The organism is Segniliparus rugosus ATCC BAA-974, from assembly GCF_000185725.2.
GTDB lineage: Bacteria > Actinomycetota > Actinomycetes > Mycobacteriales > Mycobacteriaceae > Segniliparus > Segniliparus rugosus.
This window is the reverse complement of the sequence record NZ_KI391954.1, coordinates 817,425-841,159: the sequence shown is the minus strand read 5'-3', so window position 1 is coordinate 841,159 and position 23,735 is coordinate 817,425. Positions and strand designations below refer to the sequence as shown.

General features: G+C 66.4%; 22 protein-coding genes and 1 pseudogene. 10 read left to right on the top strand and 13 right to left on the bottom strand.

The features are described from left to right. Positions 1 to 435: 435 nt before the first annotated feature. The 4 genes from HMPREF9336_RS19080 to HMPREF9336_RS13825 form a co-directional block, all read right to left on the bottom strand. On the bottom strand, positions 436 to 753 hold the full coding sequence (locus tag HMPREF9336_RS19080) for a hypothetical protein (protein ID WP_244431674.1): 318 nt from the start codon (positions 751 to 753) through the stop codon (positions 436 to 438). Between the two features lie 50 nt (positions 754 to 803). Beyond that, the gene (locus HMPREF9336_RS13835; RefSeq protein ID WP_244431673.1) at positions 804 to 1,142 is read right to left on the bottom strand and encodes a hypothetical protein; all 339 of its coding nucleotides are present in this window, start codon (positions 1,140 to 1,142) and stop codon (positions 804 to 806) included. A gap of 338 nt (positions 1,143 to 1,480) precedes the next feature. Next, complete coding sequence (locus tag HMPREF9336_RS13830) at positions 1,481 to 2,203, bottom strand: chymotrypsin family serine protease (protein WP_007468045.1); 723 nt, start codon at positions 2,201 to 2,203, stop codon at positions 1,481 to 1,483. Positions 2,204 to 2,214: 11 nt separating this feature from the next. Then, on the bottom strand, positions 2,215 to 2,409 hold the full coding sequence (locus HMPREF9336_RS13825) for a hypothetical protein (RefSeq protein WP_021030714.1): 195 nt from the start codon (positions 2,407 to 2,409) through the stop codon (positions 2,215 to 2,217). A gap of 203 nt (positions 2,410 to 2,612) precedes the next feature. Between HMPREF9336_RS13825 and HMPREF9336_RS13820 the strand changes: the two genes are divergently transcribed. From HMPREF9336_RS13820 to HMPREF9336_RS13805, 3 genes are all read left to right on the top strand, one after another. After that, on the top strand, positions 2,613 to 3,062 hold the full coding sequence (locus tag HMPREF9336_RS13820; RefSeq protein WP_007468041.1) for a helix-turn-helix domain-containing protein: 450 nt from the start codon (positions 2,613 to 2,615) through the stop codon (positions 3,060 to 3,062). Positions 3,063 to 3,176: 114 nt separating this feature from the next. Continuing rightward, positions 3,177 to 4,019 (top strand): hypothetical protein, encoded by an 843-nt coding sequence (locus HMPREF9336_RS13810; protein WP_156920419.1) that lies wholly within the window; start codon positions 3,177 to 3,179, stop codon positions 4,017 to 4,019. A 36-nt stretch (positions 4,020 to 4,055) separates the two neighbouring features. After that, a complete protein-coding gene (locus HMPREF9336_RS13805) occupies positions 4,056 to 5,033 on the top strand; it encodes a hypothetical protein (protein WP_007468037.1) in 978 nt (325 codons plus the stop codon). Positions 5,034 to 5,119: 86 nt separating this feature from the next. On the opposite strand, the gene HMPREF9336_RS18535 is transcribed toward HMPREF9336_RS13805, so the two are convergent. Next, positions 5,120 to 6,343 (bottom strand): hypothetical protein, encoded by a 1,224-nt coding sequence (locus tag HMPREF9336_RS18535; RefSeq protein ID WP_021030712.1) that lies wholly within the window; start codon positions 6,341 to 6,343, stop codon positions 5,120 to 5,122. Positions 6,344 to 7,193: 850 nt separating this feature from the next. Continuing rightward, a pseudogene (locus HMPREF9336_RS13800) lies at positions 7,194 to 7,781 on the bottom strand (amidohydrolase family protein); the annotation flags it as partial. Between the two features lie 188 nt (positions 7,782 to 7,969). Between HMPREF9336_RS13800 and HMPREF9336_RS13795 the strand changes: the two are divergent. Both HMPREF9336_RS13795 and ctaD read left to right on the top strand, forming a co-directional pair. Next, positions 7,970 to 8,701 carry a cyclase family protein gene (locus HMPREF9336_RS13795; protein ID WP_007468033.1) on the top strand — a complete coding sequence of 244 codons (732 nt, stop codon included), beginning with the start codon at positions 7,970 to 7,972 and terminating at the stop codon, positions 8,699 to 8,701. 715 nt (positions 8,702 to 9,416) lie between these two features. Then, the gene (ctaD, locus tag HMPREF9336_RS13790) at positions 9,417 to 11,129 is read left to right on the top strand and encodes an aa3-type cytochrome oxidase subunit I (protein WP_007468029.1); all 1,713 of its coding nucleotides are present in this window, start codon (positions 9,417 to 9,419) and stop codon (positions 11,127 to 11,129) included. Positions 11,130 to 11,145: 16 nt separating this feature from the next. Here the strand turns inward: ctaD and HMPREF9336_RS13785 are convergent, their stop codons facing one another. After that, the gene (locus HMPREF9336_RS13785; RefSeq protein WP_007468027.1) at positions 11,146 to 11,790 is read right to left on the bottom strand and encodes a cysteine hydrolase family protein; all 645 of its coding nucleotides are present in this window, start codon (positions 11,788 to 11,790) and stop codon (positions 11,146 to 11,148) included. Between the two features lie 100 nt (positions 11,791 to 11,890). Here HMPREF9336_RS13785 and HMPREF9336_RS13780 point away from each other — a divergent pair, with 100 nt between their 5' ends. Further along, a complete protein-coding gene (locus HMPREF9336_RS13780) occupies positions 11,891 to 12,742 on the top strand; it encodes a hypothetical protein (RefSeq protein WP_007468025.1) in 852 nt (283 codons plus the stop codon). Between the two features lie 68 nt (positions 12,743 to 12,810). Here the strand turns inward: HMPREF9336_RS13780 and ychF are convergent, their stop codons facing one another. Continuing rightward, complete coding sequence (gene ychF, locus HMPREF9336_RS13775; RefSeq protein WP_007468023.1) at positions 12,811 to 13,887, bottom strand: redox-regulated ATPase YchF; 1,077 nt, start codon at positions 13,885 to 13,887, stop codon at positions 12,811 to 12,813. A 99-nt stretch (positions 13,888 to 13,986) separates the two neighbouring features. Between ychF and HMPREF9336_RS13770 the strand changes: the two genes are divergently transcribed. Continuing rightward, positions 13,987 to 14,931 carry a DUF6542 domain-containing protein gene (locus HMPREF9336_RS13770; protein ID WP_040586001.1) on the top strand — a complete coding sequence of 315 codons (945 nt, stop codon included), beginning with the start codon at positions 13,987 to 13,989 and terminating at the stop codon, positions 14,929 to 14,931. Positions 14,932 to 15,030: 99 nt separating this feature from the next. Here the strand turns inward: HMPREF9336_RS13770 and HMPREF9336_RS13765 are convergent, their stop codons facing one another. Continuing rightward, complete coding sequence (locus HMPREF9336_RS13765; RefSeq protein ID WP_021030710.1) at positions 15,031 to 16,014, bottom strand: 4-hydroxy-3-methylbut-2-enyl diphosphate reductase; 984 nt, start codon at positions 16,012 to 16,014, stop codon at positions 15,031 to 15,033. 79 nt (positions 16,015 to 16,093) lie between these two features. On the opposite strand from HMPREF9336_RS13765, the gene HMPREF9336_RS13760 reads away from it, so the two are divergent. Genes HMPREF9336_RS13760 through HMPREF9336_RS13750 form a run of 3 tightly spaced genes read left to right on the top strand, consistent with a single transcriptional unit; the run spans position 16,094 to position 18,434 of the window. Next, positions 16,094 to 16,960, top strand: coding sequence for a lipid droplet-associated protein (locus tag HMPREF9336_RS13760; protein WP_007468017.1), 867 nt, complete (start codon positions 16,094 to 16,096; stop codon positions 16,958 to 16,960). Then, complete coding sequence (xseA, locus tag HMPREF9336_RS13755; protein WP_021030709.1) at positions 16,957 to 18,189, top strand: exodeoxyribonuclease VII large subunit; 1,233 nt, start codon at positions 16,957 to 16,959, stop codon at positions 18,187 to 18,189. The genes HMPREF9336_RS13760 and xseA overlap by 4 nt, the downstream gene beginning before the upstream one ends. Beyond that, positions 18,186 to 18,434, top strand: coding sequence for an exodeoxyribonuclease VII small subunit (locus tag HMPREF9336_RS13750; protein ID WP_021030708.1), 249 nt, complete (start codon positions 18,186 to 18,188; stop codon positions 18,432 to 18,434). Before xseA ends, HMPREF9336_RS13750 begins: the two co-directional genes overlap by 4 nt. A gap of 25 nt (positions 18,435 to 18,459) precedes the next feature. On the opposite strand, the gene HMPREF9336_RS13745 is transcribed toward HMPREF9336_RS13750, so the two are convergent. The 4 genes from HMPREF9336_RS13745 to HMPREF9336_RS13730 form a co-directional block, all read right to left on the bottom strand. Beyond that, positions 18,460 to 19,059, bottom strand: a complete 600-nt coding sequence (locus tag HMPREF9336_RS13745) for a DUF4245 domain-containing protein (RefSeq protein ID WP_007468009.1) — start codon at positions 19,057 to 19,059, stop codon at positions 18,460 to 18,462. Positions 19,060 to 19,964: 905 nt separating this feature from the next. Then, a complete protein-coding gene (locus HMPREF9336_RS13740; protein WP_007468004.1) occupies positions 19,965 to 21,323 on the bottom strand; it encodes a metallopeptidase TldD-related protein in 1,359 nt (452 codons plus the stop codon). Further along, positions 21,320 to 22,861, bottom strand: a complete 1,542-nt coding sequence (locus HMPREF9336_RS13735; RefSeq protein ID WP_007468002.1) for a TldD/PmbA family protein — start codon at positions 22,859 to 22,861, stop codon at positions 21,320 to 21,322. The genes HMPREF9336_RS13740 and HMPREF9336_RS13735 overlap by 4 nt, the downstream gene beginning before the upstream one ends. Before the next feature lie 102 nt (positions 22,862 to 22,963). After that, positions 22,964 to 23,662 carry a sensor domain-containing protein gene (locus HMPREF9336_RS13730; RefSeq protein ID WP_007468001.1) on the bottom strand — a complete coding sequence of 233 codons (699 nt, stop codon included), beginning with the start codon at positions 23,660 to 23,662 and terminating at the stop codon, positions 22,964 to 22,966. Positions 23,663 to 23,735 lie beyond the last annotated feature (73 nt).

Genomic DNA, 23,735 nt, shown 5'->3' with positions numbered 1-23,735 from the left:
TGCTCGAAGTCCTCCGCCATCTCCTCGGGCCAGTCCGGCAGGCCCCGCGTGAAGTCCACCTCGACCCGCTCGTCCTCCGGCAGGGCCTCACCGACCCCGGCGGTCGCCTCCGCGAGCTGGCGGGCGAGCTCGTTGGCCCACTTCTGCGCCTCGACCCCCGCCGCGCGCAACCCCCAGCACGCGAGTCTCGCAGCCTCCGCGTACCGCGCGGAGGTTATCGACACCGGCAGATCCCGCCCGTCGAGCACCACCGACATCGCGCCCGCACCGGTCTCCGCCATCAGCTCCACATGCGCGACCCGATCGCTATGGCGCTTCAAAAACGCCAACGCGGCGGCGTCGCCCGCCTTCGCCTGCTCCGCCTTCTCCAGGAAATTGACTCGCCCCGACAGCGTGCGGCACCCCGTGGGGGCCTCCAGATCGAAGCCGCTGGCCTCAGCAGCCGCACCGGGCTCCCATGTGCGGGTCGTCCGCCAAACGCTCGTAGAGATCGTAACGCTCCGCCGCCTTCGCCACCGTCCACTCCATGCACTCCCCGAACTCGCGCGGGAAACCGGCGACGGCGAGCAACGGCTCCTGACTGCGGAACACCCGCGACCCGCCATTGCCCAAACGCACCAGAGGCGGCGTGCCAGAAAGTTGGACCGAACCCGACACCTTCGGATGCTTGAACGAGACGAACCCGAGCCGGAAAACCGTCGCGATCTCCTCGCGCAGCGCGGCGTTCTCCCTCGCACCGTCCCACACTGCCATCTCGCGCGGGTCTCGCCGCCCCGCGTCCGTAACCTCCAGCGCCTCGGTCTTCACGAGCCCGAACCGCCGATCCTCGCGCCAGCCGACTTCAATCCATATTCGGCCTCGAAATCCATCTCCCGCACCAATGCCACCCCGGAGAACACGTTCCGAACCGTGCCGACCGTCCGGGCCGCGCCAGCCAATCGCAGCTCCGCCAGTCGGGCTTTCGCCGCTCGCGCCAGCTCCTGCGCGCGGCGACCCGCCTCGTCAGCTGCGCCTTCGAAATCAGAGGTGTCCGCGACCTTGTCCGCCAACAACTGATGCCGCTCCCCGAGCGACTTGAGCACAGCCCGGCACACCGCCTCCGACTCCTCCGAGTCCAGCGAGAATCCACTCGGTTCAGACACGGCGTACCTCGAACATCCCCCGGCATTGGCCTCGCCGGTCATCGTCGTAGCTCCTTTGCACACAGGACAAGTCTCATCATGGTTAGACGCACAAGGGCCCCAATCGGTTCCCTCATCCGGAAATTCGCCGACTCGGGCAACACCATCTCCGCGCCCCCCCACCACGAACATATGCCATCGGGCTCAACCATAACCACCAGCCCTCCTGGATCGAACGTGAACGGTCGAACCACTCGGTCACAGCTATCCATCGTTCCTCCAAGCCGTTCGCCGCGGGCCGTCTCGTCGCGAGAGGGCCCCGCCGCCCCCGTCGCATGTTCAAGGGCTCCGTCCGGGGCCTAGAGCAGTTGCAGCCCCCACTTGGAGAGCCACGGCTCGATCAGCTCGACCGTGACCACCCCGTCGTCGCCGCGCGGGGACCCGTCGAGGACCCCGACCGCGCCGACGCCGCCCGACTTGATCGAGACGAACACGGGGCTGCCCGAGTCGCCGTGCGCGGAGGCCATGCGCCACTGGGCCTTGTTCGTGCCGGGCACCACGCCGATGAAGTCGCCGCAGGTCATCCCGGTCACCGCGCCCCACTTGCACGCCTTGGGCGCTGTCGCGGCCAGCGTCGCCGCGTCCACGTAGCCCCTCACGTCGAGCTTGTAGCCGATCCTCGCGTCCGTCGGGATCCCCGCGGAGGGGTCGACGGCGAGCAGGGCGATGTCCGACCCCGCGTCGTCGCCGTACGCCTTCGCCACGAAGTGCGCGAAGCGCCTCCACGTGTCGGTCGGCGAGTAGGCCATGTGGACCCAGCCGGGCGAGCCCGGCGCGTCGTTGTCGCAGTGCCCCGCGGTCACCGCGCCCGTGCGCCCGTCCGGCAGCCGGGCCAGGAAGCCGAGCGTGCAGAACGCCCGGTCGTTCTGGCTGGAGAGCGAGGGGTTCGCGGTGTTGTCGGTGTCCTGCGCGATCGTCACGGCGGGGGTCACATCTTCCGCAGCGTTCATGGCCGAAGCCGCCGCCGGGCTCAGGAGCGCGGCGAGGGCGGCGAGCGCCAAGGCGATGGTGGGTAGTCGCATGTGGTCGCTCCTCACTTGGCCTTGTAGAAGACGAGCACCACGTTCTCGTCGCCGTTGGGCGAGGGCCGCTGGTCGAAATACGCCCAGCCGTCGTGGCCGCGCTTGCTGATCACGTCCTTGGCGTCCTCCTTGTAGCCCGACGAGCGGACGACATCCACGTTCAACCACTCGTACCGGCGGTCTCCCGCCAGAACCTCGTCTGCCATTCGCGCGCTCCTCGCGTTCTCGTGCGCCCGCACGGACGGCCGTGCCGGCATGGGTCAATGCCAAGAGTCATATGTGACTCACATAACTCAATATTTGGTTCGTCTTGGTCGGGTCTCTGATTTTCTAGTAACTATAAATTCAACAACTCTAATCTACAACTCCACATCGTGCGTCTACGGCACAGCGCCACAAGCATCGGCGGATGGCACGACGAGTGATTCGAGGATGGGCTCCTCACCGGTTGACCAGGCTCCGGGACAAGGAAGGGTGGAGCGAGGCCGAGCTCGGCCGCCTCGCCCGCGTCTCGCCCCAGGCGATCCGCAACTGGGAGTCAGGCCTTACAGAGGGCCCGCAGGTGGACAAGCTCGCCCGCGTCGCCGCGGCCCTCGGCGCGAGCATGGCCGATCTGGTGAAAGTCCCACCGCGCGAGCGGTACCTCAGCGACCTGCGCGTCCTCGCCGGACTCGTCCAGCCCGAAGTGGCCCGGCTCCTCGGTGTGTCCACCGGGTACTACTCCGATTTGGAGCGCGGGGAGAAGAACCTCTCCGACCAGCACGCCGCCGCCATCGCGAATCTCTTCCACACCACGCCCGACATCGTCAGAGCCGCCCACGAGCGAGCACGCCTGCGGCCCCCCGGAACACCGGCATGAAGGATGTCTCCGAGGCCGTCGAATGTCCGGCTGAGCCACCGCTGCGACAGGAGACCCTGACCATGGACGTGCGATCTTGCGAGAATGTCAGTGGTCTCGCACATACTGCTGCCTATGGAGAACGAGACGACAAACCACGTGGAAGAACCGCCTGGAGCGAGTGCCCCACCAGCGACGATAGTCGAACCGGGCAAACACCCGATCCGCGCCGCGCTCGAAGCGGCGCTGGCCGAGGAACGCGCCGTCCGGACTAAACAAAGCGAGATCGCGCAGAAACAACGTGAGGAAACCGCTCCCCCGCCGGACCTTCACCTCGATCCCGCGATCAGCCGCAGTGCGAATCGGACGATGTTCGCACTGTTCGGCGTCGGTATTGCGCTGATCCTCGCGGGAGGGAAAACCGGCGCGGCGTGGCTGGTACAGCTCGGTGAACTGCCGTTCATAGTCTTGTGGCTGCTGGTGATGCTGGGCGGCGCGGTTTTGCTGATAGGTAGGCCCGCCCATAAGCCCGCCGCATCAGGACGGTTCCGCCGCTGGATCGCCCAGCCGCTGGCCTGGTCCGCAGTGTGCCTCGTCGGGTTCGTCGGTTTAGGAGCCTTGGGCCTCAAACTTCTCGGTCGGCCGATCCTGCCGTCGGGAATGTCGGAATCGCTCGCCGGGCATCCGTTCATCGCGGCGATCTGGATCGTCGCCGGCGTTTTCTTCGGTCTCGCGATCATGCTCCCCATCGCCCTCGCTGGCATAGTCACTTACAGAATCAAACGCATGAGCACTGCCGCCCGAGCCGTGGCGGTCGCACGAACAGCGCAAAAGCTACGCCGCGTTTCCGAGCGGCGCTTGGCGTGGGTCTCGGCGTTTGCCGGAGACTACGGGTTACTGATCTTCGCCTCATGGGCTGGGTTGTTCCTACTCATATGGACAGCCGGCTCCTCCCTCTTCGAGTACGCCCTCAATTAGCCCCGAAGAATCACACGCAGAAAAAAGGACTCCACAATGGTCATATCACTCTTAGTCGTCTGCTTCGCGGTGATAGGTCTACTTGTCAGCGGCTACACAGTGCTGCTCGACGCCGGGGTAATCCCAGCGGACTACCTCGTCTACAAGATGCTCGCCGAACGAATCGAAGAAATCACCGGGCAGACCCCCGAACAGCAGTTCAAAGGATTGCGCAACCGGTTCCGCAACACGAGGATCGAGATACTCAGCAGCTTCAGCCAGGAATCCCGCATTCCCTGGACGGTACGACGCTTCTTCAAGAAGCGCTTCTTGAAGAAAGACGAGCCGCCCACCGGGCGTGAGATCATCAGTTTCTTGCGAACTGTCCGAGCCTCGAACGAGCGCTTCTACAACCCGGACTCGGCGCCGAACCTCTGCAACCTGCTCCCGTTCTGCGCCGAGTCATCGGCCAGCACGCTCGCCACTGACGCGGAGCGCCTCGGGCGGCTCGCCATCCGCAGAGGCCAGCTCATCAGCCGCAGCACGACACGCCAAATCGCGGACGCGCAGACGCTCGACGATCTCTACAAAGCCCACCGACACTACACCTTCTGGAAGACCCGGATCATCTTCGAAGCCATGTTTGGGCTCCGACGAATCCAGCGCGGCAAAGGCCCACGCCAAGTCGTCTACTGGAAACGGCTACTCACCTACTCCGGCAAAGGCGGCGGTGTCGGAGCGATCGTCTCCAACGCCTTCTACAGCGCCCCAATCACCAAGACGCTGCCGTTCCCCGTGATCGGCGGAACCATCGCCCTGTTCGCCTTCACCGTCAAAGCACTCACCTTCTTCTACGCGACGCCCGGCCGAGGAGATCTCGACACACGATTCGCCAGGCTCGCGAGGAAACGCCCGCTTCTCGCCGCTTCCCTGTTCGCCCTCGCCATGGCGCTCCTCGCCGCAGGCTTCCAATGGTGGGAGTTCGCCCAGCATCACATCCCCTGGATCGCGAAGTGGGTCAAAGCTCACCATTGAATTTTAACAATCCTGCGAATATCCAAGCATCTCGGCCCATACACGAATCAGACCAGAATGGAATACTAAGTCATCCAGATGCTTTATCACATCGAAAAATAACTTCTAATACCACCGAAACTCGAACGTCTGATTCCTATGCGAACCTGAAATTCCGAAACCGATCCCCCTACTTCAAGCCCTGACGGCAGCTCCGACAGCACCCGAGCCTCCCCCGCCGCCCCCATGGCCCCTATTCGATTAATTACACCCAACGACCTTGCTTCATCCCCACTACATTTTCCGTCAATCGAACTCAAGGAATCCCCTTGGTGGGATACAGAACCTGAACTTATTTCCACAATACTATTTCCCGGAAGCGCAAACGGGTGGTCGTTTTTAGTTTTGGTCGAGTTATCGCTAGTCATCGATGGACGCATTGTACGAAGGCTTTCCTCACAAACAACCCGCCAACTAGTATCACTCAACTCATCACCCCAGACCGGCGTTCCCAGTTCATCTGTCATGAGCTTCTTAACGTACAACCATAAATTAGTAAGAGATCCTTCAATATCCATGTGCCGAGCTCTGTCGCCAGGCATATGGTAACCCCGCTCTTGTTTCGCGTGCATTAGACCCGACCTGAGATCACCGTAGATATTCTTATACACCCAATTGATCGGATCTTGCTCCCCCGGGGGAGCAAGATCCGATACCGACCTTTTTTTATTAGCCACACCGAGCGCCCTTTTAAACCATACCCCCTCTCTTTCACCACTCTTTTGAGGGGCCAAATGATCCAGTAGGCATTCTAATGCCAAAAAGGCGTTTCTATACGCCTCAAACAAAGATTCGGCGGTGCGCGCGGCGCGGATAAACCGAAAAGTGTTATGAAGCCTAGGATCAGGCGGTATCGGCTGAGGAATTTCATTTCCATTAATATCCAAAGGCACAGTTTCTGTAGATAGCACCGGAGAAGAGAGGGGGATCACTACTGTTGCACGCATCACTACATCAGCACCTTGTGCCGCCCATATAAGTGAGTCCGTATCGGGGTCACGAATAACCACATCACAGCCCCCTCCACTTTTAAGACACAACAAATCAAGACCCGCATTGGCAAAATGCACAGCTTCCGGCAGAACATCATCAAGGCAAAACTCTCGCCCGGAGCGAACGACTACAAACTGCTTACCTCGTACGACAGATGTGACCCAGCCGTCCAATTCGATGGAGTCGCTCTTCAACGGTGCGCCCCTCAACAAAAACGCCGCACCGCTCCCGATGTGAGCGCCCTGAAGTTCGACACCCGCGAGTCGACCAACACACATGACGTAATACTACCTTTATGGTAGGCCTCGAAGCATCGGCCCGTTCCCGATGATGCCTAGCATCCTGTCGGCATCGACAACACCGTGGTCAACTCATTCCCGCCTGCCAAGCGACACGCGCCTTTGAACCGAAACCCCTTGGAGCAGACTGAACGCGGAGCCACTCACACCCTCCAGGTACCGGACTAGACGTTCCCATGAACTAGACCCGATGATCCCCGTTCAGATCATTTCAATAGATTAAACATGCAGATGCCTGGTCACGCATTGGTCACACGCCATCTATGTCCAACTATCGCCAGGTGTCGCGACCGCGCCGAGAAAGGCATGGCTGCCTGCGCAGACGATCGTCAAGCATCACTCCCCCACGTCATCTGTCGCGGGCGGGCTCTGACGCTTAATCAGCGGGTTCCACCGTTCGCTCCTCAACCTCTTCGCGAGCCTCTGTGAAGTCGAAGCCCCTGACTGCTGAGACTCTGCTGTACAAGTTCTCAACCGGTAGGCAGTGGGTAGGCAGCGCGACCAATCCGAACCCGTTCGAACCGATCTCAACAAACCCAGATTTCAGCAGTTCACCTGACTGAATCAACCCGATTCGACCCGAACACTCCTCACCCAAACTCCCTGAACAAGTTCGTTCGGGACGAAGAGGCCGTGGGTTCGAATCCCGCCACCCCGACACTGTTGGTTGAGACAGTAAAGACGGCCCCGGCCCGCGAAAACGCGGGCCGGGGCCTCTTGCTTTCCCGAACCCACAAAATAGCCCGAAGAAGCCTCGGCGCGCAGTGGTTCTAGCCGGCCGCGCCGCGTGCTGCCCGCGCGGCTTTGTCGAGCGCTTCGGCCACGGCCCCTAGGCCGTCGGGGAACGCGTCAGTCGGCGTTGTCGAGGCGCAGGAGCCGTTCGGCGTTGCGGTATGCGATCTTCTCTTTCCCGCGCTTGCGCAAGGGAAGGCCGTTGAGGCAGTCCACGACGGGCCGGGACGGTTTGTACGGATAGGTCGGCGGTGAAGAGCATCCAGTCGATCCCAATCGCGTGCAAGGCCGAGGCGAACGGGAGGTACGTGTTCAGCCTGGAGGAGACCCCGATCCAGAAACGGTCTTCGAATGTCTGCTTGACCGGGATGCTCAAGCCGAGTGCCTGATTGCTGAAAAGCGACTCGGCGCGGTCGATCGCGGCAGGCAAGAACTCGCCGAGATGGCCGAGGATCAGCTGCAGGCCGGGGAACCGGTCGAAGACCCCGGCGAGGATGGGCCGCAGACTGTGCAGCGCGTCGATCACCGGCTGCGTCGGCCGGGTGGGGTGCAAGAAAACCGGAACGCCGAAATCGCCCGCCCGCTCAAGGACAGGCCAGTACCGTTCGTTGTCGAGGTATTCGCCATTGACATGGCCATTGATGACAGCTCCGATGAAGCCGAGCTGGTTCACCTCCCGACCGAGATCCTCTGTCGCTCAGCGTGGCCGCCGCAGGGGCCGCTGCGCTCCTCTTTGCGGACGCGTTGTTCGATTATTTCGCGTGGTGGCGACCAGGATCGCCGATACCCTACGGGGCTGGCACGGGGTATATTTTGTTCCCGCTTGCGATGAGCGTCTCGGCAAGCCTCGCTTTGGAAGGTAGGTAGGGCCTCATGCTGAACGAGTTCCTCGGAGTCGATGGGGTCGAAGTGATCAGCTTGTCGCACCGTTTCGCCGAAGGGGAGGTGCGCCATTACCCTGGCGACCCGGAGTACCGGTCAGAGCCCGTGGCCGCGCTCGAACGCGACGGGTACGTCCTCAACTACGTCTCGGTGGGCGAACACACGGGAACCCATTGGGGGGCTCCATCGCACTTCAACGAGGGGGAGGCAGCGGCGCACGAGCTCAACCCCGAGGATTTCTTCCTCCCCGGCGTGCTCATCGACGTCCAACGCCAGGCCGAGCAGGACGACGACTACGCAGTGAGCGTGAGCGACCTTGAAGCGTGGGAGGCCGCGCATGGGCCGTTCCCGGCGGAGTGCGCGGTCCTTCTCAACACAGGCTGGCACAAACGCTGGCCGACGACGCGCTACGACAACCTCGACGCGAACGGAATCCCCCGTCATCCAGGCTTCGCACCAGACGCGGCGCGATGGCTGATCGACCATGGCGCGCTCGGCCGCCGAGGAGCTTTGGGCACCGACGCGTTCAGCCCCGACATCGGCTCCGACGACACGTTCGCCGTCTCGAAGGCCCTCTACCAAGAACACCGGGTCAGCCTCGAAGTCCTCGCGAACCTCGATCAGCTCCCCCCACGCGGATTCTGGCTCGCCGTCGGCGGCTTTGTCAGCATAGACGGCGCTGGTTCCCCTGCGACCATCTACGCCCTCCTCCCGAAAACCTAGAAGGGCAGCGCTGTCCCTCCTGGAGTTTTTCTCCTCCCGGCCAGCTGTCATCCCGGCCTGGTGGAACCGCTGTGGCCAGCCCGCAGCCGACAAGGCCGCAGAGCATGGGCGGGTTTCATGGTGGTCGTCGCGCCCGATCCAAGTCGCTATCGCCAGGCGGAGCTGGCTCCGGTCGGTTCAGGACCGTCTGTTGAGGACATTCTCCTGGAGCGGGGAGAAGAAGGACCCCATGGCGGCGTTGCGCGCTGGTGGGCCGGGGCGCTTGCGGTCTCGGCCCTTCTTCTTGCCGAAGGCGCTCCGCCAGCGGTTCTGCGAGCAGATCCGCTGGCGGAGCGCGCGATCGCAGACCGACAGGCCCCGGCTCGAGCCTCCTCGAAATCGGCTCGGCCGACCCAGCGCCCAGGCACGACTCGCTGATCCCGACGCCTTTCGCGATCTGCTTGAGCGACCCGCCCCACGCTTGCGGGCAAGGCCGCAGCGTCGTCTCGCAGCTCTCTCGGATAAGGCCTCAACAGGGCGGACGTCCTCCCCTCGGAGGCACATGTCCCCTATCCGCGCAATAGAACCCCGATGCCTTCATGGCCCTGAGGACTTCCGCCCCTGCGGTTGAGGACGTTCGACGCCAGAGCGAGGACGTTCGACGCGGGGCGAACGCCGCCGGGCCGGCTTGCATAGAAAGCATGGCAGCCAACTCTCGAACAGCGCGGGAGCGGCGATGACAGCGACCGTTCCTGCGCCCGACACCGCTACCGTCGCGACCCGCCCTTTCCCCGCCCGACGAGGCCCGAAGGGCTCGTTTCTCCACAAGATGGTGACGACGACCGACCACAAGGTGATCGGGAACATGTACATCGTCACCTGCTTCGGGTTCTTCCTGGTAGGCGGGCTCATGGCGCTCTTGCTGCGCGCCGAGCTCGCGCGGCCGGGACTGCAATTCTTGTCCCCGGAGCAGTTCAACCAGCTGTTCACGATGCACGGCACCGTGATGCTCCTGCTCTACGCGACCCCGATCGTGTTCGGGTTCGCGAACGTGGTGCTGCCGCTGCAGATCGGCGCGCCCGACGTCGCGTTCCCCCGGCTCAACGCGCTGAGCTACTGGCTGTTCCTCTTCGGCGGGCTGATCATGTTGTCGGGCTTCCTGACCCCGGGCGGCGCGGCGGACGCGGGATGGACGCTCTACACGAACCTGTCGAGCGCGAAGTACTCGCCCGGAGTCGGCACCGACCTGTGGATCCTGGGGGTCGGCGTGGGCGGCCTCGGCACCATCCTCGGCGCGGTCAACATGATCACCACGGTCATCTGCCTGCGCGCGCCCGGCATGACGATGTTCCGGATGCCGATCTTCACCTGGAACATCCTGGTGGTCAGCGTGCTTGTGCTCATGGTCTTCCCGATCCTGACGGCGGCGGCCATGGGGCTGATCGTGGACCGGCACTTCGGCGGACACATCTACGACGCGTCCAACGGCGGCGTGATCCTCTGGCAGCATTTGTTCTGGTTCTTCGGGCACCCGGAGGTCTATGTGCTCGCCCTGCCGTTCTTCGGTGTGGTCTCGGAGATCTTCCCGGTGTTCTCCCGCAAGCCGATCTTCGGCTACAACACTCTCGTGTTCGCCACCTTGTCCATCGCGGCGCTGTCGGTGGCGGTGTGGGCGCACCACATGTACGCGACCGGCGCGGTCCTCTTGCCCTTCTTCAGTCTGATGACCTTTCTCATCGCCGTCCCGACAGGCATCAAGTTCATCAACTGGATCGGCACGATGTGGAAGGGGCAGCTCACTTTCGAGACCCCGATGCTGTTCTCCTGCGGGTTCTTGGTCACCTTCCTCTTCGGCGGGCTCACCGGCGTGCTCCTGGCCGCCCCGCCGCTGGACATGCACGTCTCGGACACCTACTTCGTGGTGGCGCATTTCCACTACACCCTGTTCGGGGTGATCGTGTTCGCCACCTACGCGGGCGTCTATTTCTGGTTCCCGAAGATGACCGGCCGGATGTTGGACGAGCGGCTGGGGAAGCTCCATTTCTGGCTGACGTTCATCGGCTTCCACACCACCTTCTTGGTGCAGCACTGGCTGGGCGATATGGGCATGGCCCGGCGCTACGCCGACTACCTGCCCTCGGACGGCTTCACCACGCTCAACATGGTCTCCACTGTCGGCGCGTTCATCCTCGGAGCCTCTATGATCCCATTCCTTTGGAACGTGCTGCGCAGCGCGCGGTTCGGGGAGCCGGTGGAAGTGGACGACCCTTGGGGCTACGGCAGCTCGCTGGAATGGGCGACCTCCTGCCCGCCGCCCCGGCACAACTTCCTGGAGATCCCCCGCATCCGCTCCGAGCGCCCCGCCTTCGAGCTGCACTACCCGCACATGTCCGAGCGCATGCGCGCCGAAGCCCACGCGGGCGGCAAAGGGCACGCGCTCGAGCGGTGAGACCGGCCCCGGCCCGTCAGCCCGCGAGCCCCGAGAGCGCGGCGAGCGCCTCCTCGGTCGTGTGCAGGCGCACGCCGATCCGCTCCAAGTCCGCGAGGCGCTCCTCGGTCGTCTGCGAAACGGCGTCGGCGGCCAGCGCCGCGCGGAAGTCCCGCTCGCTGGCGTCGAACAACGTGGCGCGGGGGCAGTTCGGCAGGTTGCAGCCCGCCACAAGGACCGTGTCGCAGCCCTCCGCGCGCAGCCACGTCTCAAGGCCGGTGCGGTGGAAAGCGCTCCACCTGGGTTTGAAGAAGACCACTTCCCGCTCCCCGACCGGCTGCGCGCCGCCCGCGAGCAACACGTCGGGGTCGAGGCGGGCCGAGGGCGGCATGACCCCCTCGGCCACCTCCGCTCCGTCCGAGCCGGGCACGACGATCCGCGCGCCCTCCTCCACCGCCTTGCGGCGGGGCGGGTCCACGTCCGAGCCGCCGGGCTCGTAGAACCGGACGATATGGGCGATCGGCCTGCCCGCCGCGCGGAAAGCCGCCGCGAGCGCGGCAACGTTCGGCACCACGGCGCTCGTCCCCGCGATGGGGGCCACGCCGTCGTCGAGGAAGTCGCGCTGCAGGTCGATCACCACGAGGGCGGCGGCCGCCCAGCGCGGAGCGAGATAGTCGGCCATCGCATGATTCTACCGACCGCACGGCGGTGTGCTACCGTGAGCGCGGGTGCATCGGGATCCGGGGTGTTCGTGCCGCGTTGTCTACCTCCCGATGTTGACAATGAAGATGAAAACCCCCGCTCCGGGGTTGCTGTATGTCTCTGTGTCCGATTGGGAGTACGGGTGTTGCGGCCAAGTCCCGGCCGAAGGCAACTCGCTCGCAGGAACGGTCACCGCGTGGCCTGCCGATATAAAGGAGCAGTTCCAGTCGCCGCCTGTGCTCGACTGGAACCGCGAGTTCGAACTCGTCCGCTTCGCGGCCTATTCCGCGTCTTGGGACCCCAGGCACGGCGACCCCCGGGCGCAGCCGATCCGGCTTGGCGTGTCGTGGCACGGGGGCGGAAACACCGCTATCGCGCCAAGGATCACCGCAGAGATCGCCGAGGTCTACCAGGAGTCGGTCCTGTACCGGCGCTCCGGCCGATCCTTCACGGCGATACAAGGCACCTATGAGCACACAAGGATGGCCGCGGTCGAGAGGTTCCCGGAAGAGCCCGACGCAGAACCGGCTGACGGGGAGACAGTGCGCCGTATGTGCGGGGCCGTGCTGGGCGTGCGGGTCAGCTCCTACGAGGAGCCATCGGCCGAGGCTCTGGCAGAGCATCGCGCCGCGCTCGAACGCGCCTCCCGAACGATCCAGCTGACCGGGCCGGCAGTCGTGTTCGGGCAAATGGTTCCCGGGCGCGGCGACCGGCTGGCGGTCGACCTCGGGGACCCGAGGCTGCAGAAAACGGGCAACCACGCCGAGCGGACCCATGTCGTGCGCGGCGAGGCAGGACAAGTCAGCGCCGCGCATGAAGCCGGCGGCTACGGCGGAACCTGGTACAACGACGTGGCTCCGGGCACCCCCGCCCACACAGTCGCGGAGCCGCTGTTCGTGGTCTTGACCATCGACGCCGAAGACCTTGGCTGAGCGCAGGCCCGGAGTCCGGGCCTGCGTCGCGGGCCTAGCCCCACAACCTTGTGGTGGAGCCCGATTCTCTACCCGTGGCGGAACTCGACCACGTCGCCGTCCGCCATGACGTAGTCCTTGCCCTCCATGCGGACCTTGCCCGCCGCCTTCGCCGCAGCCATCGAGCCTGCGGCGATGAGGTCTTCGAAGGCCACCACTTCGGCTTTGATGAACTTGTTCTCGAAGTCGGAGTGGATCACGCCCGCCGCTTTCGGCGCGGTGTCGCCTTGGTGGATGGTCCAGGCCCTGGCCTCTTTCGGCCCGGCGGTGAGATAAGTCTGCAGGCCGAGGGTGCGGAAACCCTCGCGGGCGAGCGCGTCGAGGCCCGGTTCCTCCTGGCCGATGGACTCCAGCAGCTCGGCCTTGGACTCCTCGTCCAGCTCCAGGAGCTCGGACTCGATCTTCGCGTCCAGGAACACGGCTTCCGCCGGGGCGACGAGCGACTTGAGCTCGGCGACGCGGGCTTTGTCGCCAAGCACCGCCTCGTCCACGTTGAAGACGTAGAGGAAGGGTTTTGTGGTGAGCAGCGACAGCTCCTTGAGCAGGCTCAGGTCGATTTTGTCCCGGACCGAGAAGAGCGTTTTGCCTTCGGCGAGGATGGCGGCGGCCTGCTCGGCGGCGGCGAGCGTCTCGGCGAGGTCTTTCTTGTTCTTCGCCTCTTTCGAGAGCCTCGGCAGCGCTTTCTCCACCGTGGCGATGTCGGCGAGGACCAGCTCGGTCTCGATGGTCTCGATGTCCGACCTCGGGTCCACCCGCCCGTCCACGTGCACCACGTCCGGGTCGGCGAACGCGCGCACGACTTGGCAGATCGCGTCGGCCTCCCGGATGTTCGCGAGGAATTTGTTGCCAAGGCCCGCGCCTTCGCTCGCCCCGGCGACCAGGCCCGCGATGTCCACGAAGGTGACCGAGGCCGGGACGATCCGCTCCGAGCCGAAGACCTCGGCGAGCGCGTTCAGCCGCTTGTCCGGCAATGACACGACGCCGACGTTGGGCTCGATGGTGGCAAACGGGTAGTTCGCGGCGAGCACCCCCGCTTGGGTCAGTGCGTTGAACAGAGTGGATTTGCCGACGTTCGGCAGCCCGACGATGCCAAGAGTTAAGCTCACAAGCCGTTGACTTTACCCTGAACGCGGAGCCCGACACACCCCGATGACCGTACGAATGCAGACGAATCTGTTCAGAACCGGTACCTTTACATGGTGTCCGTGAGATCGACCGAGAGGCCAACGGTTCCTCTCCCGAAGCGCTCCGCGCTCCTGGGGTTCCCCGGGGTGCCCTGGTGGGGCGCGGTCGCGGTGGCCGTCGTGTGCACCGCGATCGGGGCGGCTGTGGACGTTCCGACTCCGTCCAGCTCGATGGGCGACCCCTTCAACTGGCTGTACGGGATCGGCTGCGTGCTCGCGGCGCTCGTCGTCGCGAACACGGGGTTGTTCACAGCCGCCGTCCAGCCGTCCCTGGTCCTGTTCGTCTCCGTCCCCATGGCGGCTTGGCTCTTCTCCCCCTCGGAGCAGGTCTCGGGCAAAGGCGGCGTGCTCTTCCTCGCGGTCCCGCTGATCAGCCGGTTCCCGTGGATGGCATGGGTCTCGGGGATCGTGTTGGCGATCTGCGTCGTGCGCTGGGGGCTTTGGCGCCTGGCCCAGCGCAGGGAGAACGTCGCGGCGGCGCTGGCGAAGACGCGGAGCGCGAAGAAGCCCGCCGAGCGCCGCGCCTCGTCCGCCGCGCCGGTCCGACGGCACAAGAGCTCCCCCGACCTTCCGGCGCGCTCCGCTCCTTCCTTCCCCGCGCGAAAAGCCGGTTTCGCGGACGAGCCCGCGCGCAGAGAAACCGTGCCCGCACCGCGCCGGCGGTCGGAGCCTCCTCTCGAACGACGGTTGGAGCCCCCCTTGGAGCGCAGGGTCGCGGCCCGCGCCAACGGCGGCCCGGCGAGGCCGAGGATCGACCCGCGCGGTTTGGACCCGATGCTGCGGCACACCCCTGCCCGCGGCTTGCCGCCGCTGCCGAGCGGCGCGCGCTACCGACAAGACCCCGCCGCGCGGAGCAGCTCGTCTTCTTCTTCGCGGGGGGCCAAGCACGCGTTGCCGCCCGCCAGAATCCCCGCCCCGCCGTCAGATCCGAGGCAAACGCCTCGCAGGCGCCGCTACGAGGACTGACCAGCTCCCCGGCTGCCAGCACGGCATGCCCGAGGGCTATGCGCGGATCGGCGCGACGGGCCGAGGCGCGGCGCGCAGGACTCAGGAATCAGCCAGGAGTCAGCGGCGGCTGGCGCGAACGCCGGTCGGCAGGCTGAAGACCACCGTCTCTTGCGCGGTGACCACCTGCTGCACGTCGGCGAAACCGTGCTGCGCGAGCATTTCGAGCACTCCCTGCACGAGAATCTCCGGCACCGACGCGCCTGAGGAGATCCCGACCGAGCGGACTCCGTCCAGCCACGCCGGGTCGATGTCTTTGGCGTAATCCACCAAGTAAGCGGCCTTGGCCCCGGCCCCGAGGGCCACCTCGACCAGCCGCACCGAGTTCGAGGAGTTGCGCGAGCCGACGACGATGACCAGATCGCAGTCCGGGGCCATCGCCTTCACCGCGACTTGGCGGTTCTGCGTGGCGTAGCAGATGTCGTCGCTCGGCGGGTCCTGCAGCTGCGGGAAGCGCTCGCGGAGCTTGGTGACGATCTCCATCGTCTCGTCCACGCTCAGTGTGGTCTGCGACACCCAGACCAGTTTCACGCCCTCGCGGACCTGGATCTGGTCCACGGCTTTGACGCTGTCGACCAGTTGGACGTGCTCGGGGGCCTCGCCCGCCGTGCCTTCGACCTCCTCGTGGCCCTCGTGCCCGATGAGCAGGATGTCGCAGTCGTCGCGCGCGAACCGCTTGACCTCCTGGTGCACCTTGGTGACCAGCGGACAGGTGGCGTCGATGGTGCGCAGGCCGCGCTGCGCGGCGAGGTCGCGGACCGCAGGCGAGATGCCGTGCGCGGAAAAGATCAACAGCGCCCCCTCCGGCACCTCGTCCGCCTCGCCGACGAACACCACGCCGCGCTCGGCGAGGGTTTCCACCACGTGCCGGTTGTGCACGATCTCTTTGCGGACGTACACCGGGGCCCCGTGGAGCGCCAACGCCTCTTCGACGGCTTGCACGGCTCGGTCAACGCCCGCGCAATATCCTCGGGGCGAAGCGAGATACACGACTTTCTGGTCCGTCGATAAAACAGCCATACCCTTATGATACCGAGCTAGCATCTCGGCGCCACCTGTGGCAGGATAAACACATGAGTGGTGAACGGGAGCCCAATCGCCCCCTGTCCTGGTCCGATTCGCCGTGGGCGCTTTGGCGAAGAGCTACGAAGACCTCCGGTCCTGGACCGGGCAGGTCCGAGACGATATCGCCCGCCTCCCGGATGAGATCAAGAAGATTCCGTCGAACCTGGCCTCGATCCCGGTCCAGGCGGTGACCGACGCGGTCTCTTCGGCCCTGCGCCTGCAGCAGAACTTCAACGCGTTGGTCATCAAGGGCGATGAGACCCTCGAATTCATCTTCCACAAGCCGGAGGAGAAGCCCGCCTGGGCCACTTTCGACGAGGACGAGGACGAGGAGAGCCCCGCCGAGGCGCAGACCATCGCGCCGGTCACTCCGATCGTCCCGCCGGCCCCTTCGGCCGTCGAGGAGCCGAAGAAGCCCGCCGCGCAGGCTGGACCCGCGCCTCGGCGGGCCGCGTCCCCGGCGCGGGCCACCACGAAGCCAGCCACGGCCAAACCCGCCACGAAGAAGCCCGCCGCCGCGAAGCCGCAGCCCTCGAAGCCGAAGACGGAAAAACCTGCGACCGGGAAGACCGCGGCGGCAACCCCGTCGAGCGCTCCGGCTGAGAAGCCCGCGAAAACGCGTCCAGCCGCCGCCTCGAAACCGGCTGCGCCGAAGAAGCCCGAAGCTCCCAAAGCCGTCGAGCCGAAGAAGCCCGCCGAGCCGAAACCCGAAGCGCCCAAAGCCGCCGAGCCGGGCAAGCCGGGCCGTCCAGAGCTGGTCGATTACCTCGAGTACGAGACGCTCTCCTTGGCCCAACTGCGCGCCAGGGCCCGCAACCTCAGCGTTCCCGAGCTCCACGAACTCCTCTCCTTCGAACGCGCCAACGGGAACCGCCCGCCGTTCGTCACTTTGCTGGAGAACCGGATCACCGCGTCCGGAGCGTGAGCGGCGGACCGGGCGACAAAGGAGCCAACGCAGAGGATTCGCCGTGGTCCGTGAAGACTGTGGCGATGAAAATCGCCGGGTGGATCGACCGGCTCGGCTCCATCTGGATCACCGGCCAGATCGCCGAGCTCAGCGCCCGGCCAGGCTCCCGCGTCGCGTTCGTCACCTTGCGCGACACCGCCGAGAACGTCTCCTTGCAGATCATGTGCCCGATGAAGCTGCTCAAGGAGAACCCAGAGATCAAAGAGGGCTCCGAGGTCGTGGTGCACGGCAAGCCGTCCTTCTACACCGCGCGGGGCACGCTCGCCATCTGGGCTGACCAGATACGGGCGGTCGGGGTCGGCGAGCTTTTAGCCCGGATCGAGCGGCTGCGCAAGCAACTCGCGGCCGAGGGGCTCACCGATCCCAGGCGCAAACGCCCGCTGCCGTTCCTGCCCGCAGGCGTCGGCCTGGTCACCGGGCGCGCCAGCGCCGCCCAGCAGGACGTGCTCTCCATCGCCCGCGCGCGCTGGCCGCAGGTGCGCTTTCATCTGCGCGAGGTGGCGGTGCAGGGGCCGGGCGCGGCGCAGGCCGTGATCGCCGCGTTGCGGGAGCTGCAGGGGCTCTCCGGGGTCGAGGTCATCATCCTCGCCAGGGGCGGCGGCAGCGTGGAGGACCTGCTCACCTTCTCCGAGGAGGCGCTGTGCCGGGCGGTGGCGGCCTGTCCGGTGCCCGTCGTGAGCGCGATCGGGCACGAAACGGACCGGCCGCTCGTCGACGACGTGGCCGATGTCCGCGCCGCCACGCCCACCGACGCCGCGAAACGGACGGTCCCCGACGTGGCGGTGGAACGGAGCCGGCTCCATGAGATGCGCGGGCGCAGCGCCGCCGCGCTGCGCGCCTGGGTGGACCGGGAGCAGGCCCGGCTCGCCGCGCTCGCGGCCCGACCGGTCCTCGCCGACCCGCACGCCATGCTCCGGGCGCGGGCCGACGGGCTCGTTGGCGCGCGGGACGCGTTGCGGCGCTCGATCCTCGGGCGGCTTGAGCGCGAGCGCCACGCGGTCGCCGCGTCCGCCGCGAGGCTCGCGGCGCTCGGGCCCGCGGCGACTCTCGCCAGAGGCTACGCCCTCGTCCAGAGCGCGGACGGCGAGCTCTTGCGCGACCCCTCGCAGACCAAGACCGGCGACCGATTGCGCATCCGCCTCGCGGGCGGCGTGCTCGGCGCGATGACCACGAAGGAGATCCCGTGACCGAACAGCGAGCAGTGCAAGACCTTGGTTACGAGCAGGCCCGCGAGGAACTCGTCGACGTGGTGCGGCAGCTCGAACAAGGCGGGCTCAGCCTCGACGCCTCGGTGGCGCTGTGGGAGCGCGGGGAGGCGCTGGTCAAACGCTGCGAAGAACATCTCGACGGAGCCGCGAAGCGGGTGGACGCCGTGTTGACGACGGCGCAGGGGCCCGAAGAGGACGAGACGGAAGGAACCTCCGAGGGCTGACCCGCCCGCGACGAGGAGCGCGCGGTCACTTGCCGTCGGGCCGCGTCACCGGGGCGGCGGCGACAGCGGCGGCGAGCAGCCGGAAAGCCGTCTCGTCGCCGTTCGTCGCGGTCAGCGCGACCCGCGAGCGGCCGTCGTCCCAGATCCACGCCGAGTTCGGGCCCTGGGCGGTGACCGTCCAGCGCGCGCCGCCGATGTCTTGGGCTCCCTTGTCCTCGCCGTCCGACAGAGCGACCCACGAGAGCAGCGCCGGGACGGTCGCGTCGGTCTGGGTGACCCGGTAGGCGCGGCCCGCCGGGCTCAAATAGTTGACCGAGATCTGCTCCGACGGCAGGTTCGAGGTCTTGATCTCGCCCCGGTCCACTGCGATCGTGCGCCATGTGTCCGGCGCGGCGGGCGTGCGGACAGGGAACGGGAAGAACCGCGCGGCCTCTTCGAGCGAATGCCGCGCGTCCACGTCTTTGATCTCGCTCACGGCGTTCGCGGGACCGGCGAAACCGGTGGGCGAGAAGCTGCATTTCCCGGCCAGACCGGCGATGAGGAGGCAGACGAGGACCAGCGGAGCGAGGGACAGCAACATGTCCCGCTGGTCGTGCAACAGCCGATGCTTCTTCTCCGCGCTCACCGGTCCAGTCTGCCAGTGCCTACGGCAGAGCGCCAAACGCGGCCGCCGCCGCGCGGACCGAAGATCCCACAGCCCACTTGGCGCATAGGCGGCGGGAGCGCAGCGGCTCGTCCTAATGCTCGGCATCGGGTTTGTTCTCGTGCCGGGGCGCGTTGAGAATACCGGCCGGAACCCGGCGCGACGAAGAGGGAATGAGCGAGGCCGAACGCCTCGACGGCCGTGCTGCCTTCGGCGATCTCGGCTGCGCGGATCGCGGTGTTCGCGATGGCTTCTCTGGAGTGGCGCACCTGCTCTGCGAAGTTCGTGCAGGACTTCTCCAATGCTGCCGCTGTTTGATGGAAGGCCGCCAGCGGCCCGATCAGGCTGTCGTACTCGGGGGAGATCTCATCGATCTCGGGAACGCCGTGCAGGACCATCGAGCTGACCGGCGCTGTGCTCGCGTCCGCGATGACCTTTCACCTGGCCCCCGCAGCCTCCGGCGCGCCGGGTCCGCGTTGTGGACCGGGGAGGCGATCCGTTTGAGGATTTCGTCAACGACCCCCGCAGGTCAGCCGCTCAACCACGGGGGTCCCGGCTTATGCCCGGTCAATCGGGCGGCTTATTTATCAGGTCGGCTTTGTCGGGTCGGCGGCGCAGGTTCCGGGCTTTGCGCTCCTCGCAGGCCGCACTCGCCCGGTCCAGTTCGGCGTCGAGGAATATCGGCTCCCCGCGCTCCCTGTAGGGCTTGATCGATCCCTGGTTTTCCACCGGTAGATCGTCTTCGCGGACTTCCCGGCATGCGCGGCGGCTTCCTCGACGGCGAGCGCGGGACGCGTCCACGTCCGCTCGCCGGTTCGCCCGGCCATGGCCTCAGGCGCGATCACACCTCCGAGGAAACGGACACGATGGGCTGGGCCTGGCTCATGTCAGGTCGCTTGGCTGACCGACGACATGTGGAAATCGGGAATTCTGAGCGCAGGTGTGGCGGTCCGCTGGAAATAATCTTTCCATTCCCTCGGCAGGCTCCGCACGGACTCCCCGGCTTGGGTCGCCCGGCGCAGCAGGTCGAGCGGGCTCTCGTTGAACCGGAAGTTGTTCGCCTCGCCGACCACTTTGCCGTCTTCCACGAGGTAGACCCCGTCTCGGGTGAGACCGGTGAGCAGCAGCGCGGCAGGGTCGACCATGCGGATGTACCACAGTGTGGTGAGCAAGAGGCCCCGCTCGGTCTGCGCCACCAGGTCCTCGGCGCTCCCCTGTCCGCCGGTCAGGACGAGGTTGTCCGCGGGCAGCGCGACCGGCTGCCCGAACTGGGCGGCCAGCGCCCTTGGGTACGCGAGGCGTTCGATGACGCCGTCCTTGATCCAATCGACCCGGCCGATGTCGAGCCCGTTGTCGAAGACCGAGACGTAGTCGCCCGACTCCGTTGTGGCGAGGAACGGCGCGCACGCGAGCCCCGATTCCGAGGGGTCGCTGTAGAGCGAGAGGCCGAGCGAGCCCAACCGCTCCCCCACTCGGGTGCCGCCCGCGCGGGAGAACGGGCTGTGCCCCTCCTGCGCCGAGCGGCCCTCCATGCACCAGTACAGGTAGATCATCAGGTCGGCGACCGGCCCCGGCGGCAGGATGGTCTCGTACCGTCCCGCAGGCAGGTCGACTCGCTTGCCCGACCAGGAGATCCGGCCCGCGAGCTCGGCGAGCAGTCCGTCCGTGTCGAAGCCCGCGAAATCCTCCGTGCTCCGGCCCGCCCACACGCTCGTCTTGTCCTGCTTCGCGTTGATCTCCACCGAGCCGGTGGGCTGGGTGAAGCGCCTGCGCAGCCCGGTCGACGAGCCGAGGAACGTGGTCACCAACTCGTGGTGCGCGAAACCGTACAGCGTGGCGGCCCCTGCGAAACCGCCCGGCAGGTCCCGCGCCAAGCCCGAGAAGACCCCGATGTCCGTGGTCGGGACGGGGTCGTCCCAGTCCGCGTCGACGGCCCCCGAGACGAACGGGAGGGCGCCTTCCGCCCCTGGCAGCGAACGCGCGGCGGTCTCGCTGCCCGCGACGAGCTCGGCGAGCTCGCGCTCGTCGGCGACGGTCGCGGTGCGCGTCCCGACGGACTCGCCGACCACCGAGACCACCGACACCGAGCGGGAACGGGACACGCCGTTGGTCGTCATCGTGCTGTTCGCCCAGCGCAACGAGGCTTCGCTTCTCTCATGCACCACCACGGCGGCCTGGTCGGCCTTCGAGAGCGCGAGCGCCGTTTCGACGAGGTCCTGCGCTGTGCGCGCCTCATGCTGGCTCATGCCTTACCCTCCTGCGCGGTGTTGAGCACTCTGACCTGGCGGAACAGGGCGGACGGGCAGCCGTGGCTGACGGCGGCGACTTGGCCGGGCTGGGCTTTGCCGCAGTTGAACGCGCCGCCGAGCACCCAGGTGCTCTCGCCGCCCACCGCCTCCATCGAGCCCCAGAAGTCCGTTGTCGTCGCCTGGTACGCCACGTCCCGCAGCTGTCCCGCGAGCTTGCCGCCTTGGATCCGCCAGAACCGTTGCCCGGTGAACTGGAAGTTGTACCGCTGCATGTCGATGGACCAGGACTTGTCGCCCTCGATGTAGATCCCGTCCTCGACGGCCCCGATGAGATCCGAGGTCGAGCGGTCGGTCTGCCGGTCCGGCTCCAGGGAGATGTTCGCCATGCGCTGGATCGGGACATGGTGCGCGGAGTCGGCGTAGGAGCAGCCGTTGGAGCGCTCGAGGCCGAGGCGCAGCGCGAAGGTCCGGTCGAGCTGATAGCCGACGAGCACGCCGTCCTTGACGATATCCCACCGCCCGGTGGCGACGCCCTCGTCGTCCCACCCGACGGTCGCGAGGCCGTGCTCGATATCGCGGTCCGCCGTGACGTGCATGACTTCGCTGCCGTATCGCAGCGTCCCGAGCTGGTCCGGGGTGGCGAACGAGGTGCCAGCGTACGCGGCCTCGTAGCCGATGGCCCGGTCGTACTCCGTGGCGTGGCCGATGGACTCGTGGATGGTGAGCCAGAGGTTGGACGGGGCGATCACCAAATCGGTCGGGCCAGCCGTCACGCTCGGAGCCTTGGCCTTCTCGGCGAGCAGCTCGGGGATGCGGGCGAGCTCGTCGGCCCAGCCCCACACCGGCCCGCCTGCCGAGGCGGCAGAAGCTCCGCTGCGTTCGTCCAGGTACTCCCAGCCCCTCGCGACCGGCGGGGCGAGGGTCCGCATCGTCTCGAACACCCCCGCGGCCTGGTCCACCGTGGTCGCTTCGAGCTGCGGGTGCAGCCGGACGCGCTGCTGCGTGATCGCGGACCCCGCGAGATCGGCGTAGAAGCTCTGCTCCTTGACCGCGAGGACGTGCGCGCTCACATGCGCCACCGGGTCGGCGGCGAGCAGGCGCTCGGAATAGTCCACGAGCAACGCCACTTTCTCCGCGACAGGCACGTCGAAGGGGTCGCGCTCGTACGCGCCGACCCAGACCGCCCCCGGGTACGCCGGCTCGTCCGCGAGCGTCACGCGTTCCGCCGCCAGCGGGGCCAGAGCCCGCGCGACCTCGACAGATCGCCGAGCCGTCTGCGCTGCGGACTCTGCGGTCAAATGCACGCTGGACGCAAAACCCCAGACTCCGTCCACGAGCACGCGCACCGCGAACCCCAGCTGCGTGGTGCTCGTGACGCTCTGCGGCTTCGCGTCGCGAAGGGCGATCCGCTCCTCGGCGAGGCGGTGCACTCGCAAATCCGCGTGGTCCGCGCCGAGCGCTTTGGCCGAGGACAGGGCCGCGTCGGCGAGCCGCGCGAGCGGCAAGGCTAAGAAATCGGGATCAACCGAAGGCATCTCTGGATCATACTCAAGCAACCGGCCGGCCTCCGGGGAAACACATGCACGAGATCCAAGGCGACAACGCCGCGAAACTCCTGGGGAGCCCCGTGCTTCCAGTTACGCGCGGACATCGCCCATCAGGTCGGCGATCTTCCCGACCGTCTCGCCGCGTTTGGGATCCCGGCTGCAGATCGTCGCCGAGACGATCGCGTAGCCGCTGAGCCTCGCCTCGGAGGCGCAGCCCCAATACGTCGAACCGCCTTGGAGGTTCTCCCATCGCGCCTTGGTCGCCGTGAGCTCGTACACCTTGGGCAGCCACGGGGTGACGGTGCCCAGTTTGCTCTTCGAGGAGAGCATTCGATTGTCGCATTGGGCGAAATTGCTGGTCATGCCGTTGTACGCGTTCCGAGCGGCGGCCTCGCCCGGATACTGCACCATGATCTCCTCCACCCAGACCTCGCTCACCGTGTCGACGAACGGCGGGTGGGCGCTCTTGGTGTCGGCGAGCACGAGCCTGCGGAATTTCGTCCACGACTGCCCCCACTGGTCGGCGTAGCCCGCTTCGCCGACCAGCTGGCATTCGGCGGGCACGACGGTCCACTCGGAGGAGTCGGGCTTGTCGTGCCAGGAGAGTTCGGTCACTTCTGGCTTGACGAATTGGTTGAGCATCGGAGACAGCGGCAGAACCGGATCGTCGAGCCCGGACGGCGCCTCCGCTTGCGCGGAGGCGGAGGGTTTCGCCTGGTGGAGCGGCCCGCATCCGGTCGCGCACGCCACGAGCAAAACGAAAGAAAGCACGGCGGCACGCACTCTCATACGCCTCGCTCACCTCCTCGGGGAAACGCCTCGGGGCCGTCTCACGCCCTCGCGGCGCTTCAGTAGAGCCGAT